Source organism: Enterobacter sp. BNK-14 (genome assembly GCF_047456095.1).
Classification (GTDB): Bacteria; Pseudomonadota; Gammaproteobacteria; order Enterobacterales; family Enterobacteriaceae; genus Enterobacter; species Enterobacter kobei.
The window spans coordinates 1,142,402-1,158,492 of record NZ_CP179897.1 but is presented as its reverse complement, the minus strand read 5'-3'; the positions used below and the strand labels follow the sequence as shown (position 1 = coordinate 1,158,492).

At 53.7% G+C, this 16,091-nt stretch carries 17 protein-coding genes and 1 other annotated feature; of the genes, 7 read left to right on the top strand and 10 right to left on the bottom strand.

What is annotated here, in order from left to right; translation table 11 throughout:
* The first annotated feature begins 69 nt into the window (after nucleotides 1-69).
* Both gndA and ugd read left to right on the top strand, forming a co-directional pair.
* Nucleotides 70-1,476 carry an NADP-dependent phosphogluconate dehydrogenase gene (gene gndA / locus ACMGGM_RS05690; RefSeq protein ID WP_014884476.1) on the top strand — a complete coding sequence of 469 codons (1,407 nt, stop codon included), beginning with the start codon at nucleotides 70-72 and terminating at the stop codon, nucleotides 1,474-1,476.
* 254 nt (nucleotides 1,477-1,730) lie between these two features.
* A complete protein-coding gene (gene ugd / locus ACMGGM_RS05685) occupies nucleotides 1,731-2,897 on the top strand; it encodes a UDP-glucose 6-dehydrogenase (RefSeq protein WP_045134937.1) in 1,167 nt (388 codons plus the stop codon).
* A gap of 51 nt (nucleotides 2,898-2,948) precedes the next feature.
* Here ugd and ACMGGM_RS05680 read toward each other — a convergent pair whose 3' ends face one another.
* A complete protein-coding gene (locus ACMGGM_RS05680) occupies nucleotides 2,949-3,953 on the bottom strand; it encodes an NAD-dependent epimerase (RefSeq protein WP_045281012.1) in 1,005 nt (334 codons plus the stop codon).
* 192 nt (nucleotides 3,954-4,145) lie between these two features.
* Here ACMGGM_RS05680 and wzzB point away from each other — a divergent pair, with 192 nt between their 5' ends.
* Nucleotides 4,146-5,126 carry an LPS O-antigen chain length determinant protein WzzB gene (gene wzzB, locus ACMGGM_RS05675; RefSeq protein ID WP_023337515.1) on the top strand — a complete coding sequence of 327 codons (981 nt, stop codon included), beginning with the start codon at nucleotides 4,146-4,148 and terminating at the stop codon, nucleotides 5,124-5,126.
* 43 nt (nucleotides 5,127-5,169) lie between these two features.
* Here wzzB and hisIE read toward each other — a convergent pair whose 3' ends face one another.
* From hisIE to hisL, 9 genes are all read right to left on the bottom strand, one after another.
* A complete protein-coding gene (hisIE, locus tag ACMGGM_RS05670) occupies nucleotides 5,170-5,781 on the bottom strand; it encodes a bifunctional phosphoribosyl-AMP cyclohydrolase/phosphoribosyl-ATP diphosphatase HisIE (protein ID WP_014884472.1) in 612 nt (203 codons plus the stop codon).
* A complete protein-coding gene (gene hisF, locus ACMGGM_RS05665; RefSeq protein WP_023330862.1) occupies nucleotides 5,775-6,551 on the bottom strand; it encodes an imidazole glycerol phosphate synthase subunit HisF in 777 nt (258 codons plus the stop codon). The genes hisIE and hisF overlap by 7 nt, the downstream gene beginning before the upstream one ends.
* Nucleotides 6,533-7,270 (bottom strand): 1-(5-phosphoribosyl)-5-[(5-phosphoribosylamino)methylideneamino]imidazole-4-carboxamide isomerase, encoded by a 738-nt coding sequence (gene hisA, locus ACMGGM_RS05660; protein WP_023330861.1) that lies wholly within the window; start codon nucleotides 7,268-7,270, stop codon nucleotides 6,533-6,535. The genes hisF and hisA overlap by 19 nt, the downstream gene beginning before the upstream one ends.
* Nucleotides 7,270-7,860 (bottom strand): imidazole glycerol phosphate synthase subunit HisH, encoded by a 591-nt coding sequence (gene hisH, locus ACMGGM_RS05655; RefSeq protein WP_014884470.1) that lies wholly within the window; start codon nucleotides 7,858-7,860, stop codon nucleotides 7,270-7,272. The genes hisA and hisH overlap by 1 nt, the downstream gene beginning before the upstream one ends.
* Entirely contained in the window at nucleotides 7,860-8,927 is a 1,068-nt protein-coding gene (gene hisB / locus ACMGGM_RS05650; protein ID WP_023330860.1) for a bifunctional histidinol-phosphatase/imidazoleglycerol-phosphate dehydratase HisB, read from the bottom strand. Before hisB ends, hisH begins: the two co-directional genes overlap by 1 nt.
* On the bottom strand, nucleotides 8,924-9,985 hold the full coding sequence (gene hisC, locus ACMGGM_RS05645; RefSeq protein ID WP_014884468.1) for a histidinol-phosphate transaminase: 1,062 nt from the start codon (nucleotides 9,983-9,985) through the stop codon (nucleotides 8,924-8,926). The genes hisB and hisC overlap by 4 nt, the downstream gene beginning before the upstream one ends.
* Nucleotides 9,982-11,286 (bottom strand): histidinol dehydrogenase, encoded by a 1,305-nt coding sequence (gene hisD / locus ACMGGM_RS05640; RefSeq protein WP_045134939.1) that lies wholly within the window; start codon nucleotides 11,284-11,286, stop codon nucleotides 9,982-9,984. Before hisD ends, hisC begins: the two co-directional genes overlap by 4 nt.
* A gap of 5 nt (nucleotides 11,287-11,291) precedes the next feature.
* Nucleotides 11,292-12,191, bottom strand: coding sequence for an ATP phosphoribosyltransferase (hisG, locus tag ACMGGM_RS05635; RefSeq protein ID WP_023330857.1), 900 nt, complete (start codon nucleotides 12,189-12,191; stop codon nucleotides 11,292-11,294).
* A 44-nt stretch (nucleotides 12,192-12,235) separates the two neighbouring features.
* Nucleotides 12,236-12,359: a sequence feature (His leader region), on the bottom strand.
* On the bottom strand, nucleotides 12,335-12,385 hold the full coding sequence (gene hisL / locus ACMGGM_RS05630) for a his operon leader peptide (protein ID WP_001364200.1): 51 nt from the start codon (nucleotides 12,383-12,385) through the stop codon (nucleotides 12,335-12,337). It overlaps the preceding feature by 25 nt.
* Before the next feature lie 175 nt (nucleotides 12,386-12,560).
* On the opposite strand from hisL, the gene ACMGGM_RS05625 reads away from it, so the two are divergent.
* The 4 genes from ACMGGM_RS05625 (at nucleotide 12,561) to ACMGGM_RS05610 (ending at nucleotide 15,986) form a co-directional block, all read left to right on the top strand.
* Nucleotides 12,561-13,385, top strand: coding sequence for an SDR family oxidoreductase (locus tag ACMGGM_RS05625; protein WP_045134940.1), 825 nt, complete (start codon nucleotides 12,561-12,563; stop codon nucleotides 13,383-13,385).
* 41 nt (nucleotides 13,386-13,426) lie between these two features.
* The gene (locus tag ACMGGM_RS05620) at nucleotides 13,427-14,356 is read left to right on the top strand and encodes a LysR substrate-binding domain-containing protein (protein WP_045134941.1); all 930 of its coding nucleotides are present in this window, start codon (nucleotides 13,427-13,429) and stop codon (nucleotides 14,354-14,356) included.
* Nucleotides 14,357-14,575: 219 nt separating this feature from the next.
* A complete protein-coding gene (gene yoeI, locus ACMGGM_RS05615; protein WP_099458931.1) occupies nucleotides 14,576-14,638 on the top strand; it encodes a membrane protein YoeI in 63 nt (20 codons plus the stop codon).
* On the top strand, nucleotides 14,628-15,986 hold the full coding sequence (locus ACMGGM_RS05610) for an APC family permease (RefSeq protein ID WP_014884463.1): 1,359 nt from the start codon (nucleotides 14,628-14,630) through the stop codon (nucleotides 15,984-15,986). Before yoeI ends, ACMGGM_RS05610 begins: the two co-directional genes overlap by 11 nt.
* Nucleotides 15,987-16,091: the final 105 nt, after the last annotated feature.

Below are 16,091 nucleotides of genomic sequence, written 5' to 3'. Positions count from 1 at the left end.
GAGTTAACATCATAGATACATTCAAACTGCATCGCATCGCAGTGATTATCCCTAAGACAGGAGTATGTAATGTCCAAGCAACAGATCGGCGTTGTCGGTATGGCAGTGATGGGGCGCAACCTGGCGCTCAACATCGAAAGCCGTGGTTATACCGTCTCCGTTTTCAACCGCTCCCGTGAAAAAACTGAAGAAGTGATTGCCGAAAACCCAGGCAAGAAACTGGTTCCTTTCTATACGGTTAAAGAGTTCGTTGAGTCTCTGGAAACGCCTCGTCGTATCCTGTTAATGGTGAAAGCGGGCGCGGGTACCGATGCTGCTATCGATTCCCTGAAACCGTATCTGGATAAAGGCGACATCATCATTGATGGCGGCAACACCTTCTTCCACGACACCATCCGTCGTAACCGTGAACTGTCTGCTGAAGGCTTTAACTTCATCGGTACCGGTGTCTCCGGTGGCGAAGAGGGCGCCCTGAAAGGCCCATCAATCATGCCTGGCGGTCAGAAAGAAGCCTACGAACTGGTTGCACCTATCCTGACCAAAATCGCAGCGGTTGCCGAAGATGGCGAACCGTGCGTGACCTATATCGGTCCGGACGGTGCGGGCCACTACGTTAAGATGGTTCACAACGGCATCGAATACGGTGATATGCAGCTGATTGCAGAAGCCTACTCCCTGCTCAAAGGCGGTCTGAACCTTTCTAACGAAGAGCTGGCTGAAACCTTCACCGAGTGGAACAAAGGTGAGCTGAACAGCTACCTGATCGACATCACCAAAGATATCTTCACTAAAAAAGATGAAGAGGGTAAATACCTGGTTGATGTGATTCTGGATGAAGCAGCGAACAAGGGTACCGGTAAATGGACCAGCCAGAGCTCTCTGGATCTGGGCGAACCTCTGTCCCTGATCACCGAATCTGTGTTTGCACGTTACATTTCCTCTCTGAAAGAGCAGCGCGTTGCGGCATCTAAAGTGCTCTCTGGTCCGCAGGCTAAGCCAGCGGGTGACAAAGCGGAATTCGTTGAGAAAGTTCGTCGCGCTCTGTACCTGGGTAAAATCGTTTCCTACGCGCAGGGCTTCTCACAGCTACGTGCAGCGTCTGACGAGAACAACTGGGATCTGAACTACGGCGAAATCGCGAAGATCTTCCGTGCGGGCTGCATCATTCGTGCGCAGTTCCTGCAGAAAATCACCGATGCTTATGCTGAAAATGCCGGTATCGCGAACCTGCTGCTGGCACCTTATTTCAAGAAGATTGCCGACGAATACCAGCAGGCACTGCGTGATGTGGTTGCTTACGCTGTTCAAAACGGTATTCCGGTTCCGACGTTCTCCGCTGCCGTGGCGTACTATGACAGCTACCGTGCTGCCGTACTGCCAGCGAACCTGATTCAGGCACAGCGTGACTACTTCGGCGCGCACACTTATAAGCGCACCGATAAAGAAGGTGTGTTCCATACCGAATGGCTGGATTAATCTGATTTAACTCCGTCTGATAACAAAGCCTGATGAACCTCATCGGGCTTTTTTTATCGCGCTTACGCCCATGTGGACTTGCTTTGCTCAACGAGCATCGTTTAACACCATATAAACCACTGCATTTTCTCATTTCTGTAGCCAGGCATTCGCCTTGACAGCCGCTCAACATAAGAGGTAAAAACCTCAACAGTTGTTTATTGCGGTGGGGTGTTTATGCCTCCTGAAACTCAAAACTTGAAGAAGTTGAACGAATGAAAATAACTATCTCCGGAACGGGCTATGTTGGGCTTTCAAACGGCATCCTGATTGCACAAAACCATGAAGTGGTGGCGCTGGATATCGTTCAGTCCAAAGTAGATATGCTCAATCAGAAGCAGTCTCCGATTGTCGATAAAGAGATCCAGGACTATCTTGCCAACAAACCTCTGAATTTTCGTGCGACGACGGACAAAGAAGATGCCTATCGTGGTGCGGATTTCGTCATCATCGCGACACCAACAGATTACGATCCCAAAACCAACTACTTCAACACCTCTACTGTTGAAGCCGTGATCAAAGACGTTATCGCAATTAATCCAAAAGCGGTAATGATCATCAAATCGACCATTCCGGTAGGCTTCACCAAATCGATTAAAGAAGAGTTGGGTATTGATAATGTCTTCTTCTCGCCAGAGTTTCTGCGCGAGGGCAGGGCGCTATACGATAACCTGCACCCCTCGCGTATCGTGATCGGTGAGCGCTCTGAGCGGGCGGAGCGTTTTGCCGCGCTGCTCCAGGAAGGCGCAATCAAGAAAGACATTCCGGTTCTGTTTACCGACTCCACGGAAGCCGAAGCCATCAAGCTGTTCGCCAATACTTATCTGGCGATGCGTGTAGCGTACTTCAACGAGCTGGACAGCTACGCAGAGAGTTTGGGCCTGAATACCCGTCAGATCATAGAAGGCGTGTGCCTCGACCCTCGAATCGGCAACCACTATAACAACCCGTCATTCGGTTACGGCGGCTACTGCCTGCCAAAAGATACCAAACAGTTGCTGGCCAACTATCAGGCTGTACCGAATAACCTGATTTCAGCCATTGTAGATGCCAACCGCACGCGTAAAGATTTCATCTCTGACTCCATCCTTGCGCGTCAGCCTAAAGTTGTGGGTGTGTATCGTCTGATCATGAAGAGCGGTTCAGATAACTTCCGTGCCTCTTCCATTCAGGGCATCATGAAGCGCATTAAGGCTAAAGGGGTGCAGGTTATTATTTATGAACCCGCGATGCAGGAAGATGAGTTCTTCCACTCCCGCGTGATTCGCGATCTGGATGCGTTCAAGCAGGAAGCGGACGTGATCATCTCTAACCGCATGGCGGAAGAGCTGGCGGACGTGGCGGATAAAGTCTATACCCGCGATCTGTTCGGGAGCGATTGATTACTCTTAACGCACGTAAAAAACCCGGCCATGTAGCCGGGTTTTTTATTTTCAGACCTTGTAGAAAGCGCGATACCAGTCGACAAAGTTCTTCACTCCGTCTTTGACCGACGTCTGCGGTTTAAAGCCAATAACGTCATACAACGCTTTCGTATCCGCGCTGGTCTCCAGCACGTCACCCGGTTGAATCGGCATCATGTTTTTCTCTGCTTCTTTGCCGAGAGCTTCTTCCAGCGCCGTGATGTAATCCATAAGCTCGACCGGAGAGCTATTACCAATGTTGTAAACGCGATAAGGCGCGGAGCTGGTCGCCGGGGAACCGGTCTCGACGGTCCAGTCTGCATCGGCCTGAGGAATGACATCCTGCAGACGAATAATAGCTTCGGCGATGTCGTCGATGTAGGTGAAGTCTCGTTTCATCTTACCGTAGTTGTAAACATCAATCGGCTTATCTTCGATGATTGCTTTGGTAAATTTGAACAAGGCCATGTCCGGTCGCCCCCACGGGCCGTACACGGTAAAGAAGCGCAGGCCGGTCGTTGGCAGGTTGTACAAATGAGAATAGGTATGCGACATCAGCTCATTGGCCTTTTTAGTTGCCGCATACAGCGAAACAGGGTGATCCACTGAATCGTCCGTAGAGAAAGGCATCTTACGGTTGAGCCCATAAACGGAGCTGGATGAGGCGTAAAGCAGGTGTTGAACCTTATTATGGCGACAGCCTTCCAGCACGTTGAGATGACCCACCAGGTTGGCTTCTGCATAAGCATGTGGATTATCCAGCGAGTAGCGAACCCCAGCCTGCGCGGCCAGATGGATCACACGGTCAAACTTCTCATCGGCGAAGAGCGCAGACATCCCTTCACGTTCGGCTAAATCAAGTTTATGGAAAGAGAAATTGTCAGATTTGAGCAAGTCCAGACGTGCCAGCTTAAGATTGACGTCATAGTAGTCATTCAGATTATCAATACCGACAACCTGATGGCCTGCGTCCAGCAGTCGCTTGCTGACATGTGAACCGATAAAACCTGCTGCGCCCGTTACCAAAAATTTCATATCTTTCCTCGTTAACGCTTCGTTCTTGTGATGCATAGGGCATCCGAATTTGTCTATGATAGCGCGTAGCACACCCGATACATAACCCATCTTTCCGATATAACTCATCGAATTCCTATAGAAAAATCCTCAGCAACAGATAAACTACGTAAACATAATTTTTTTTGCCCTTTTTCATCTGTTAGGGATTGTATGACGCAAAACAACAATAGCCTGGTCACGCGCAGTACTGACCCGGAGCAAATTGATTTACTTGATTTAGTGCTGCAACTTTGGCGCGGAAAGTGGGTAATTGGGGCATTTATTGCGGTTTTTATCGTATTAGCGGGCGTATACATTACAGTCGCGAAAGAGAAATGGACCTCCTCCGCCATTATTGCTCAGCCAGATGCGGCGCAGATCGCCACTTACGCCAATGCACTGAATATCCTTTACGGTAGCGCTGCACCTTCAATGCTGGATATCCAGAACCGTGCTATTAATCGTTTCAATTCCTCGTTTTCTGCTTTAGCTCAGGCTCTCGAAAACCAGGACATTCCAGAAAAGCTGACTATCGACACCACCGTTAAGGGGCAACCGCTGCCGTTAAGCGTCTCCTATCAGGGGGAGTCTGCAGAAGCGGCTCAAAAACAGCTGGCGCAATACATACAGCAGGTTGATCAGCAAACAGCGAAAGAACTTTCTCTCGACCTCAAAGATAATATCAAGCAGCAAATTACCACGCTAAATGACTCTCTGGAAAACCAGGAAAAGGTTGCTCAGGAGCAGAAAGATCTGCGAATCAAACAGATCACTGAGGCGCTTAAAAATGCGGAAGCTGCAAAAATCGCGACCCCACAGATCCAGCAAACTCAGGATGTGACCCAGGAAACTATGTTCCTGCTGGGTAGTGAAGCGCTGAAATCGATGATTGATAACGAAGCGTCTCGCCCGTTAGTGTTCTCTCCTGCTTACTATCAGACGAAACAAAACTTACTGGATATCGAGAAGTTGAATGTGAATCCAGACACGATTCACGTCTATCGTTACGTCATGAAGCCGGATCTACCTGTCCGACGTGATAGCCCGAAAAAGGCGATCACCTTAATTCTGGCGGTTCTGCTGGGCGGGATTATTGGTTCTGGTGTGGTACTGGGCCGCAATGCACTGCGTAACTACAAACCCAAATCCTGAACCACATCGGATATAAAAAAACCGGGGAAATTCCCCGGTTTTTTTATTTGTGGCGCTTACGAAGATTCTCGATCACCGCCGTCAAATCCAGCTCCTGATCCTGCAGCAGTACCAGCAGGTGATACATCAAATCCGATGCCTCATTGGTCAGCTCCTCGCGGTCATGCACCGTCGCAGCCAGCGCAGTCTCAACGCCTTCTTCCCCTACCTTTTGCGCAATACGCTTAGTTCCGCTGGCGTACAACTTCGCAGTGTAAGAGCTTTCAGGATCCGCCGTTTTACGCTCTGCCAACAGCTGTTCCAGTTGATACAGGAACAGCCACTGGTGGCTCGCCTCACCGAAGCAGCTGCTGGTGCCCTTGTGGCAGGTCGGCCCGATCGGATTGGCCAGCACCAGCAGGGTGTCGTTATCGCAGTCTGGCGCCATGCTGACCACATTCAGGAAATGACCAGAGGTTTCACCTTTGGTCCACAGACGCTGTTTCGTGCGTGAGAAAAACGTCACCTTACCGCTGTCGATCGTTTTCGCCAGCGCGTCCTGGTTCATATACCCCAGCATCAGCACTTCGCCTGAGACGGCATGCTGTACAACCACCGGCAGTAATCCGTCAGTTTTTTCCCAGTCCAGCTGCGCCTGTTGTTGCTCTGTTAACATACCCTGATCTCCACGCCCTGGTCGGCCAGGTACGTCTTTAACTCACCAATATTAATAATCTGTTTGTGGAACACGGACGCCGCCAGCGCACCGTCTACGTTCGCATCACGGAAAGCTTCCAGGAAGTGCTCCATGGTGCCCGCACCGCCGGAGGCAATCAGCGGCACGTGGCAGACCGCGCGGACTTTTTTCAGCTGCTCGAGGTCATACCCGTTACGCACGCCGTCCTGGTTCATCATGTTCAGCACAATCTCACCCGCGCCGCGCTTCTGCACTTCCTGCACCCAGTCCAGCGTTTCCCATTGGGTGACACGCGTCCGGCTCTCATCACCGGTATACTGGTTGACGTGATATTTACCGGTTGCAGCGTCATACCAGGTGTCGATCCCAACCACAATGCACTGCACGCCAAAGCGATCGGCCAGACGAGTAATCAACTCCGGGTCGGCCAGGGCAGGGGAGTTGATGGAAATCTTGTCGGCACCAAAAGAGAGAATTTTGGCCGCGTCGTCAGCGGACTTAATCCCGCCCGCGACACAGAACGGAATATCAATCACTTCCGCCACGCGCGCGACCCAGCTTTTGTCGACCACGCGACCATCGCTTGAGGCGGTGATATCGTAAAAGACTAGTTCGTCTGCGCCTTCATCGGCATAACGTTTTGCCAGCGGAACGATGTCGCCAATAATCTCGTGGTTGCGGAACTGCACGCCTTTCACAACCTGACCGTCGCGTACGTCAAGACAAGGGATTATCCGTTTTGCCAGCATTGAATCGCCTCCGTTACAGTAAATTTACCTTCCAGCAGGGCACGGCCTACAATCACACCCTTTACACCGGTACCGCGCAGCGCAGCCACGTCGTCTATATCGCCGATGCCGCCTGAAGACTGGAACGCCACCTGCGGATAACGTGCACAAACCTCTTCATACAGCGAGACATTAGAGCCTGCCAGCGTACCGTCGCGAGAGATATCGGTGCACAGCACGTGCTTCAGGCCAACGGGCAGATACATCTCGACCAGTTCTTCCAGCGTTACCCCGGAGTTTTCCTGCCAGCCGCTGATCGCCACCTGCTTATTACCTTGTTCGTCAATGCGAACGTCCAGCGCCAGCACCAGCGCATCGGCGCCGAAGCGGCGGAACCAGCCTTTCACGGTCTCAGGATCGTTGACCGCGGTTGAGCCTACCACCACGCGCGCCACGCCTGCATCCAGCAGTGCCGCAACGTCCTCTTCCGTACGCACGCCGCCGCCGACCTGTACGGGCACATTAACGCCAGCAACCAGGTTTTTCAGCAGCGGGATCTGGCGTTTCGCCGGATCTTTCGCGCCCGTCAAATCCACCAGATGCAATACCTGCGCGCCCTGAGCCGCATAATCCTGCAGACGCGGCAGCGGGTCGTTCCCGTAGTCACGCTGCTGGCCGTAATCGCCCTGATGCAGACGGACAACCGTGCCGTCAATTAAATCTAAAGCGGGAATGATCATCACATCTCCAGGAAGTTTTTCAGCAACTGCGCGCCCGCGGCGCCCGAACGTTCCGGGTGAAACTGCACGCCGAAGAAATTGTCTTTCTGCACCGCGGCAGTAAATGCCTCGCCGTAGTTGCACTGGGCGATGGTATGGGCGTTCACCGGCATGGCGTAGCTGTGCACGAAGTAAAAATACGCACCGTCTTCGATGCCGCGAAACAGACGGTCACCTGCTTTCGCGTAAACGCGGTTCCACCCCATATGCGGTAGCGGCAGGCCGTGGTCGGTCATTTTCGGTACGTCTTCGTCAATAATACCCAGCAGGTCAACGCCGTTGCTCTCTTCGCTGCGGCGACCCAGAAGCTGCATGCCTAAGCAAATCCCCAGTACCGGTTGGGTACAGGCTTTGATCAAATCGACCAGCTCGCGCTCGTGGATCTGATCCATCGCCGCCTGGGCGGTGCCTACGCCGGGCAGGAAAAGCTTGTCGGCGCGCAATACCACGTCCGGATCACGGCTCACCACCGGCTCGTAGCCGTGGCGCGCAATGGCCGATTTGACGGAGTTCAGGTTGGCGCATCCGGTATCCAGAATCACCACGTTCATCACAGCACTCCTTTCGACGAGGGAAGGGCGTCACCTTCCACGCGGATCGCCTGACGCAGCGTACGGCCAAAGGCTTTAAACAGACTTTCCACGCGGTGGTGATCGTTTTTGCCTTTCGTTTTCAGATGCAACGTCAGGCCCATGGTGTAGGACAAGGAACGGAAGAAATGCTCCACCATTTCGGTGCTGAGATCGCCCACGCGCTGATAGGTGAAGTCGGCTTTGTATTCCAGGTGCGGACGACCGGAGATGTCCATCGCGCAGCGCGCCAGACATTCGTCCATCGGCAGAACAAAACCAAAACGGTTGATGCCGCGTTTGTCGCCGAGCGCCAGCTTCAGGGCTTCACCCAGCGCCAGACCGGTATCTTCTACGGTGTGGTGATCGTCAATGTAAAGGTCACCCTTCACCGAGATTTCCATGCGGAAACCGCCGTGCGTGGCAATCTGGTCCAGCATATGGTCAAAGAAACCGACACCGGTGTGGATCTTGCTGCCGCCTTCACGGTCCAGCCAGACCTTCACATCAATCTGTGTCTCTTTGGTGTTGCGTTCAACGTGCGAGTAGCGGTCACGTTTTGTCAGCTGTTCGCCAATCTTTGCCCAGCCAAGATTGTTGCGGTCGTAGCGAAGCCCCGCAATGCCCATATTTTCCGCCAGCGTAATATCAGTGATGCGATCCCCGATGACATAGCTGTTGGTTTTATCCAGCATATCCTCAGCCAGATAGCGCTCAACCAGCTTCACTTTTGGCTTACGGCAGTCGCACTCATCGGCTGGCATGTGCGGGCAAATCAGTACCTCATCGAACACTACGCCCTGAGAGGTCAACACCTGCATCATTAAATTATGGGGGCCGTCAAAGTCTGCCTGCGGGAAGCTGTCGGTACCCAGACCGTCCTGGTTGGTGATCATCACCAGCTTATAACCGGCTTTTTGCAGCGTAAGCAGCACCGGTATCACGTCCGGTTCAAAAGCCAGTTTGTCGAAACGATCGACCTGAAAATCGGCTGGTGGCTCCGAAATAAGGGTGCCGTCACGATCGATGAAAAGGATCTTCTGGGTCATACTTTCTCCGCTTTCAGGGCGTCAATCACGCGCTGGCTCTCTGCACGGGTGCCTACGGTAATGCGCAGGCAGCCGCTCAGGGAAGGTTGTTTATTCTGGTCTCGTAAGATAATGCCCTGATCCCACAAAGATTTAAATACGGCACTCGAGGCGGTAAAACGCACCAGGATGTAATTGGTTTCCGAGTCAAACACCTGCTCCACGCACGCAATATCCTTCAGGGCGGTGACCAGGTACTGGCGTTCTTCCAGGATCTGCGCCACGCGTTCGCGCATCGCATTAATGCCCTGAGGCGTCAACGCCTGGGCCGCAATATCCGCAACCGGCGTAGAGAGTGGATACGGGGCGATGACTTTCAAAAGCAGGTCGATGACCGCTTTATTCGCCAGGGTGAATCCGCAGCGCAAGCCCGCGAGGGCGAAAGCCTTCGACAGTGTGCGCAACACAACAAGATGCGGATACTCCTCAAGCCAGCCTGTCAGCGTCGCCTGTGGGCAGAACTCAATATAGGCTTCGTCCGCCACCACCAGCGCTTTACCGCGCGTCATTTCCAGCAGGGTACGGATGTCCTGTGGCGTGATAATCTGCCCGGTTGGATTGTTCGGGCTGCAGACAAACACGACTTTTACGCCGTCAAGATTGTCGGCAATCCCCTGCAGATCCAGTTGCCAGTTCTCCAGCGCCTGCACGTTGCGGCACGCCACGCCGAAAGTTTCGGCGCTGACGCTGTACATGCCGTAGGTCGGCTGGCAGTACATTACTGCGTCTTTTCCCGGCTCGCAGAACGCGCGGATCAGCAGTTCAATGCCTTCGTCTGCCCCACGGCTGACCAGCACCTGCTCCGGTTTCACGCCTGCGTACTGGGCGTAGTTTTCGATTACCGCTTTCGGCTGACACTCCGGATAACGGTTCAACGTTTGCTGCGACAGCTCAAACTGCACCGCCGTCGGGAATTCGTTGGCGTTAAGCCAGACATCGCCTTTGCCACCCAGGCGGCGCGCGGACTGATAAGGCGTCAGGCGACGGACATTTTCGCGGGCTAATTCTTCAATGTTCATGCTTGCTCCTTCAGCGCTGCAACGCGCAGCGTAACGGCATTTTTGTGGGCAGTCAGACGTTCGGCGGCGGCCAGCGTCTCAATAGTTGAAGCCAGCGAGGCAAACCCTTCTCGGGAAAGTTCCTGCACGGTCATCCGTTTCTGGAAATCTGCCAGGCCCAGGCTGGAACAGGTTGAGGTATAGCCATACGTCGGCAGAACGTGGTTGGTACCAGAAGCGTAGTCGCCCGCGGATTCCGGTGACCAGTCGCCGAGGAACACCGAGCCAGCGCTGGTAATGCTGTCGACCAGATCGCGGGCGTTGCGGGTCTGAATAATCAGATGCTCCGGGCCGTACTGGTTGGAAATAGCAATGCACTGCTCCAGGTCACGCGCCACAATCAGGCGGCTGGCGGATAACGCCTGGCGTGCCGTGTCGGCACGGGGCAGGTCGGCAAGCTGACGCTCAACGGCCTCACCCACACGTTTAGCCATATCGGCGTCCGGTGTCAGCAAAATGACCTGGGAGTCCGGGCCGTGTTCAGCCTGTGAAAGCAGGTCGGACGCCACGAAATCCGGCGTTGCGCCGCTGTCGGCAATCACCAGTACCTCAGAAGGGCCGGCTGGCATATCAATTGCCGCACCGTCCAGACGCTGGCTGACCTGGCGCTTGGCTTCGGTTACATACGCGTTGCCCGGTCCAAAGATTTTGTCGACCTTCGGAATGGACTCAGTCCCGAACGCCAGGGCCGAAATGGCCTGAGCACCGCCCACTTTATAGACTGCCTGTACGCCGCACAGCTTTGCCGCATAAAGGATCTCATCGGCAATCGGTGGCGGAGAGCACAGCACCACTTTCTGGCATCCGGCGATACGCGCCGGGGTTGCGAGCATTAATACGGTTGAAAACAGCGGCGCTGAACCGCCAGGGATATAAAGCCCGACTGACGCTACCGGGCGCGTCACCTGCTGGCAACGCACGCCGGGCAGGGTTTCTACATCCACGGTCGGCAGTTTCTGCGCGACGTGGAAGGTCTCAATGTTTTTCACCGCGACGGCCATCGCCTGTTTGATGTCGTCACCGAGGCGGCTTTCCGCCTCTGCGATTTCCTGCCCGGTGACCTGTAGCGCGCCCACTTCGGTTTTATCAAACTTTGCACTGTATTCACGCAGCGCGTCATCGCCACGCGTTTTGACGCTATCAAGGATCTCCGCCACGGTGCGGGAGATGCTTTCGGAGGCGGAAATCGCCGGGCGCATCAGCAGCTCGCGCTGCTGTGCGTCGCTACAGGTATTCCAGTCGATGATTGTGTTAAAACGCATGGCCGTTACTCCATCATCTTCTCAATTGGCAGCACCAGAATGGAGCTTGCGCCCAGTGCCTTCAGTTTTTCCATGGTTTCCCAGAAGAGGGTTTCGCTACTGACCATGTGCATTGCCACGCGCTGCTGATCGCCCGCCAGCGGCAGAATGGTTGGACGTTCTGCGCCCGGCAGCAGGGCAATCACTTCATCCAGACGCTCGGTCGGCGCATGCATCATGATGTATTTTGATTCACGTGCCTGAATCACGCCCTGAATACGGGTCAGCAGTTTGTCGATGAGCTGCTGCTTGGCATCGGCCATATCGCCATCACGCTGGATCAGACACGCTTTGGAGCGGTAAATCACTTCGACCTCGCGCAGGCCGTTCGCTTCCAGCGTCGCGCCGGTAGAGACGAGGTCACAGATAGCGTCCGCCAGACCCGCACGCGGTGCCACTTCAACCGAGCCGTTCAGCAGGCAGGATTTAAACTGCACGCCTTTCTGATCCAGATAACGCTTTAACAGGTGAGGGTAGGAGGTGGCGATACGTTTGCCATTCAGCGCGGCCGGACCGTCCCAGGGTTCATCAACCGGCGTTGCCAGCGACAGGCGGCAGCCGCCAAAGTCCAGACGACGCAGGGTGAAGTAACGCGGGTCTTCGCCCTGTGCACGGCGGGTCAGCAATTCTTCTTCCAGCACGTTTTCACCAATAATGCCGAGATCAACGACGCCATCCATGACCAGGCCTGGAATATCGTCATCACGCACGCGCAGAATGTCGATCGGCATGTTTTCAGCCAGAGCAATCAGGCGCTGGGTGTGCAGGTTGATTTTAATCCCGCAGCGGGCCAGCAGTTCGCGTGAATCATCACTCAAACGACCTGATTTTTGAATAGCTATGCGTAAGCGTGAGTTATCTAACATTCTTTATTCCTCGTTAACCTGTTTTAACCTGTCTGAATTTGGTCCAAAAAAAGCCCCCGGAAGAAGATCTTCCGGGGGCTTTATCATGCGTTCATGCACCACTGGAAGATCCAAACGTCTTCCAGCACACATCGCCTGAAAGACTAGTCAGGATGATGGTGATGATGGTGGTGTTTAAATTGAACGCGTGTCATATAAATTCTCGATGAATGCTTATTCATTTGATGTCTTTTAACCTAAACCAGTTGTGTGACAGATTGCAAGGGCTTTTTTTGATCATTAATTCATTTCATATTGATGCTATGAATTGTGTGTTCTGCCAGGCTGGCGTAGCCTTATGAAAGACGAGTGAGAGTCAGGAGAATTCGCATGAAAAAGGTCGCGATTGTCGGTTTGGGCTGGCTGGGAATGCCGCTGGCGATGTCATTAGCCGCGAAAGGCTGGCAGGTGACCGGGAGCAAAACGACGAGGGATGGGGTCGAAGCGGCACGCATGTGCGGTATTGATGGCGTTGAACTGCGTCTGGAACCGGAGCTGGTGTGTGATGCGGACGATCTGGACACGCTGATGAACGTCGATGCGCTGGTGATTACGCTACCCGCGCGGCGCAGCGGCCCGGGTGAATCATTCTATCTGCAGGCGATGCAGGAGATTGTCGACAGTGCCCTTGCGCACCATGTTCCGCGTATCATTTTTACCAGTTCGACGTCGGTCTATGGCGATGCTCCGGGCGTAATGAAAGAAGGAACTGAGCGCCGTCCGGTGACCGCGAGTGGCAAGGTCCTTAAAGAGCTGGAAGACTGGCTGCATAATTTGCCCGGCACGCAGGTGGATATCGTCCGTCTGGCGGGGCTGGTCGGCCCCGGGCGGCATCCGGGACGCTTTTTTGCCGGGAAATCGGCGCCGGACGGGCAACATGTCGTCAATCTTGTTCATCTTGAGGATGTTATTGCCGCGATTGAGCTACTCTTAAAAGCTCCAAAAGGTGGACACATCTATAATATATGTGCACCTTCTCATCCTTCGCGCAGCACGTTTTACCCGCTAATGGCGCGTCAGCTTGGCCTGGCTCCGCCGGTTTTTGCTGAGGCAAAGGACGAAAGCAAAGGCAAAATTGTTGATGGCAATCGCATTTGTCATGAGCTGGGGTTTGAGTATCAATATCCCGATCCGCTGGTGATGCCCATGGAATAAGTCCCGCAGCGGAAACGATCGCACACCGGAAGGGGGCGAGCATGAAACCGCTGCTGGATGTTCTTATTATTCTGGATGCACTGGAAAAAGAGGGGAGCTTTGCGGCTGCTTCAGCAAAGCTCTATAAAACCCCTTCGGCATTGAGTTACACCGTTCAAAAACTGGAAAGCGATCTTAATATCCAAATCCTCGATCGCACCGGACATCGCGCGCGTTTTACCCGTACCGGACAGATGCTGCTGGAAAAAGGCCGCGAAGTCCTGCACACCGTTCGTGAACTGGAAAAACAGGCCGTCAAGCTCCACCAGGGATGGGAGAACGAGCTGGTCATTGGCGTGGATGATACCTTCCCGTTCTCTCTTTTGACCCCGCTGATCGAAGCGTTTTATCAACATCACAGCGTCACCCGGCTTATCTTCATCAACGGTGTGCTTGGCGGCTCCTGGGATGCCTTAACGCAGGGCAGGGCAGATATTTTTGTCGGGGCATTGCATGAGCCCCCCCAGCTGAGTGAATTTGGCTTTGCCCGACTTGGCGTGCTGGAGCAGGTGTTCGCCGTGGCGCCTCATCATCCGCTGGCTCAGGAGCCAGAGCCCCTTAACCGCCGCGTGATTAAAGGCTATCGCGCCATCGTGGTGGGGGATAACGCTCGCCCGGAATGTTCGGTTTCCTCGCAACTGCTTGATGAGCAGGAAGCCATCACGGTTTTTGACTTTAAAACTAAGCTGGAACTGCAAATTAGTGGACTCGGCTGCGGCTACTTACCGCGCTATCTGGCGCAGCGGTTTATTGATAGCGGTGCGCTTGTTGAAAAACAGGTACTTGCTCAAAGCAGTAACGAATCGGTATGGATGGGCTGGAATGAACAAACCGCCGGGCTTGCGAGCGCCTGGTGGCGGGATGAAATTTTAGCAAATAGTGCTATCGCGGCAATTTACTCTCAGCCCGGCGTCCAGAAATCAGCCAGTTAGCAGAAAGAAAACGGCCCGGTGCGTTGCAAAGTATTGCCTTTTGTATCCGATGTGGGGCAAAATGCCGCCGCTGCAACCAAATGAATAATCGACGATATAAAAGGCGTCGGTTATTTTTTTTTGCATGTACGAAACGAAACTAAAAACCAAGAGGCCGGGCTTCGTACCGGATAGATATTTACTAAAATCCGACAGTTGTTGTCGCTGAGGAAGAAAGAAATGGGGCAATTTTTCGCTTACGTGGCGGTTATCACCGTAAAGGAGAATAACTATGTCGCATAACGCAACTCCAAACACCTCTCGCGTGGAATTACGTAAAACGCTTACGTTGATTCCGGTTGTTATGATGGGCCTTGCCTATATGCAACCGATGACGCTGTTCGATACATTCGGTATCGTATCGGGCCTCACCAACGGTCACGTTGCGACGGCGTACGCCTTCGCACTTGTCGCGATCCTCTTTACCGCGCTGAGCTACGGAAAACTGGTCCGCCGTTTCCCGTCAGCAGGCTCTGCGTACACCTATGCTCAAAAATCCATTAGCCCGGCAGTTGGCTTTATGGTGGGCTGGTCATCTCTGCTGGACTACCTGTTCATGCCGATGATCAACATTCTGCTGGCAAAAATTTACTTTGAAGCGCTGGTGCCTTCCGTGCCGTCGTGGATCTTTGTTGTCGCGCTGGTGGCCTTTATGACCATTTCTAACCTGCGCAGCATCAAGACCGTGGCAAACTTCAACACCCTGATTGTTATTCTGCAGATGGGCATCGTGGCAGTTATCGTCGGCCTGATCATCTACGGTGTTTCTCACGGTGAAGGTGCGGGCACGCTGACCAGCACGCGTCCATTCTGGTCTGAAGGCGCACATGTTGTGCCGATGATTACCGGTGCGACGATTCTGTGCTTCTCGTTCCTGGGCTTTGACGGTATCTCTTCTCTGTCAGAAGAGACCAAAGATGCTGAGCGCGTGATCCCGAAAGCGATTTTCCTGACGGCGCTGATTGGCGGCCTGATCTTCATCGGTGCCTCCTACTTCCTGCAGCTGTACTTCCCGGATATCTCTCGCTTTAAAGATCCGGATGCGTCGCAGCCTGAAATCATGCTTTATGTTGCGGGTAAAACGTTCCAGTGGGGCGTGCTGATTTTCTCCAGCGTGACCGTACTGGCATCCGGTATGGCAGCACACGCAGGCGTTTCTCGTCTGATGTATGTTATGGGCCGTGACGGCGTGTTCCCGACTCGCTTCTTCGGTTATGTGCATCCAAAATGGCGTACTCCGGCGTGGAACGTGCTGTTGGTTGGCGCGATTGCACTGATGGCGATTAAATTCGACCTGGTGACTGCAACTGCGCTGATTAACTTCGGTGCGCTGGTGGCGTTCACCTTCGTTAACCTCTCCGTGATCTCGCAGTTCTGGATCCGTGAAAAGCGCAACAAAACGCTGAAAGACCACTTCAACTATCTGGTGTTGCCAGTGTGTGGTGCGCTGACGGTGGGTGCGCTGTGGATCAACCTTGAAGAGAGCTCTATGATTCTGGGGCTGATCTGGGGCGGTATCGGCCTGGTTTACCTGGCCTGCGTAACGAAGAGCTTCCGTAACCCGGTTCCTCAGTACGAAGACGTTGCGTGATGACTCGCCGGGTGGCGCTAGCGCTTACCCGGCCTACAAAACATCACTCCTGTAGGCCCGTGTAAGCGAAGCGCCACCGGGCAAAAAAAAGCGGAGACCATCGTC

Excerpts from the sequence above, each read along its gene's own strand:
- gndA (WP_014884476.1), top strand. The coding sequence starts at position 70 with ATGTCCAAGCAACAGATCGGCGTTGTCGGTATGGCAGTGATGGGGCGC.
- ugd (WP_045134937.1), top strand. The coding sequence starts at position 1,731 with ATGAAAATAACTATCTCCGGAACGGGCTATGTTGGGCTTTCAAACGGC.
- ACMGGM_RS05680 (WP_045281012.1), bottom strand. The coding sequence starts at position 3,953 with ATGAAATTTTTGGTAACGGGCGCAGCAGGTTTTATCGGTTCACATGTC.
- wzzB (WP_023337515.1), top strand. The coding sequence starts at position 4,146 with ATGACGCAAAACAACAATAGCCTGGTCACGCGCAGTACTGACCCGGAG.
- hisIE (WP_014884472.1), bottom strand. The coding sequence starts at position 5,781 with ATGTTAACAGAGCAACAACAGGCGCAGCTGGACTGGGAAAAAACTGAC.
- hisF (WP_023330862.1), bottom strand. The coding sequence starts at position 6,551 with ATGCTGGCAAAACGGATAATCCCTTGTCTTGACGTACGCGACGGTCAG.
- hisA (WP_023330861.1), bottom strand. The coding sequence starts at position 7,270 with ATGATCATTCCCGCTTTAGATTTAATTGACGGCACGGTTGTCCGTCTG.
- hisH (WP_014884470.1), bottom strand. The coding sequence starts at position 7,860 with ATGAACGTGGTGATTCTGGATACCGGATGCGCCAACCTGAACTCCGTC.
- hisB (WP_023330860.1), bottom strand. The coding sequence starts at position 8,927 with ATGACCCAGAAGATCCTTTTCATCGATCGTGACGGCACCCTTATTTCG.
- hisC (WP_014884468.1), bottom strand. The coding sequence starts at position 9,985 with ATGAACATTGAAGAATTAGCCCGCGAAAATGTCCGTCGCCTGACGCCT.
- hisD (WP_045134939.1), bottom strand. The coding sequence starts at position 11,286 with ATGCGTTTTAACACAATCATCGACTGGAATACCTGTAGCGACGCACAG.
- hisG (WP_023330857.1), bottom strand. The coding sequence starts at position 12,191 with ATGTTAGATAACTCACGCTTACGCATAGCTATTCAAAAATCAGGTCGT.
- ACMGGM_RS05625 (WP_045134940.1), top strand. The coding sequence starts at position 12,561 with ATGAAAAAGGTCGCGATTGTCGGTTTGGGCTGGCTGGGAATGCCGCTG.
- ACMGGM_RS05620 (WP_045134941.1), top strand. The coding sequence starts at position 13,427 with ATGAAACCGCTGCTGGATGTTCTTATTATTCTGGATGCACTGGAAAAA.
- ACMGGM_RS05610 (WP_014884463.1), top strand. The coding sequence starts at position 14,628 with ATGTCGCATAACGCAACTCCAAACACCTCTCGCGTGGAATTACGTAAA.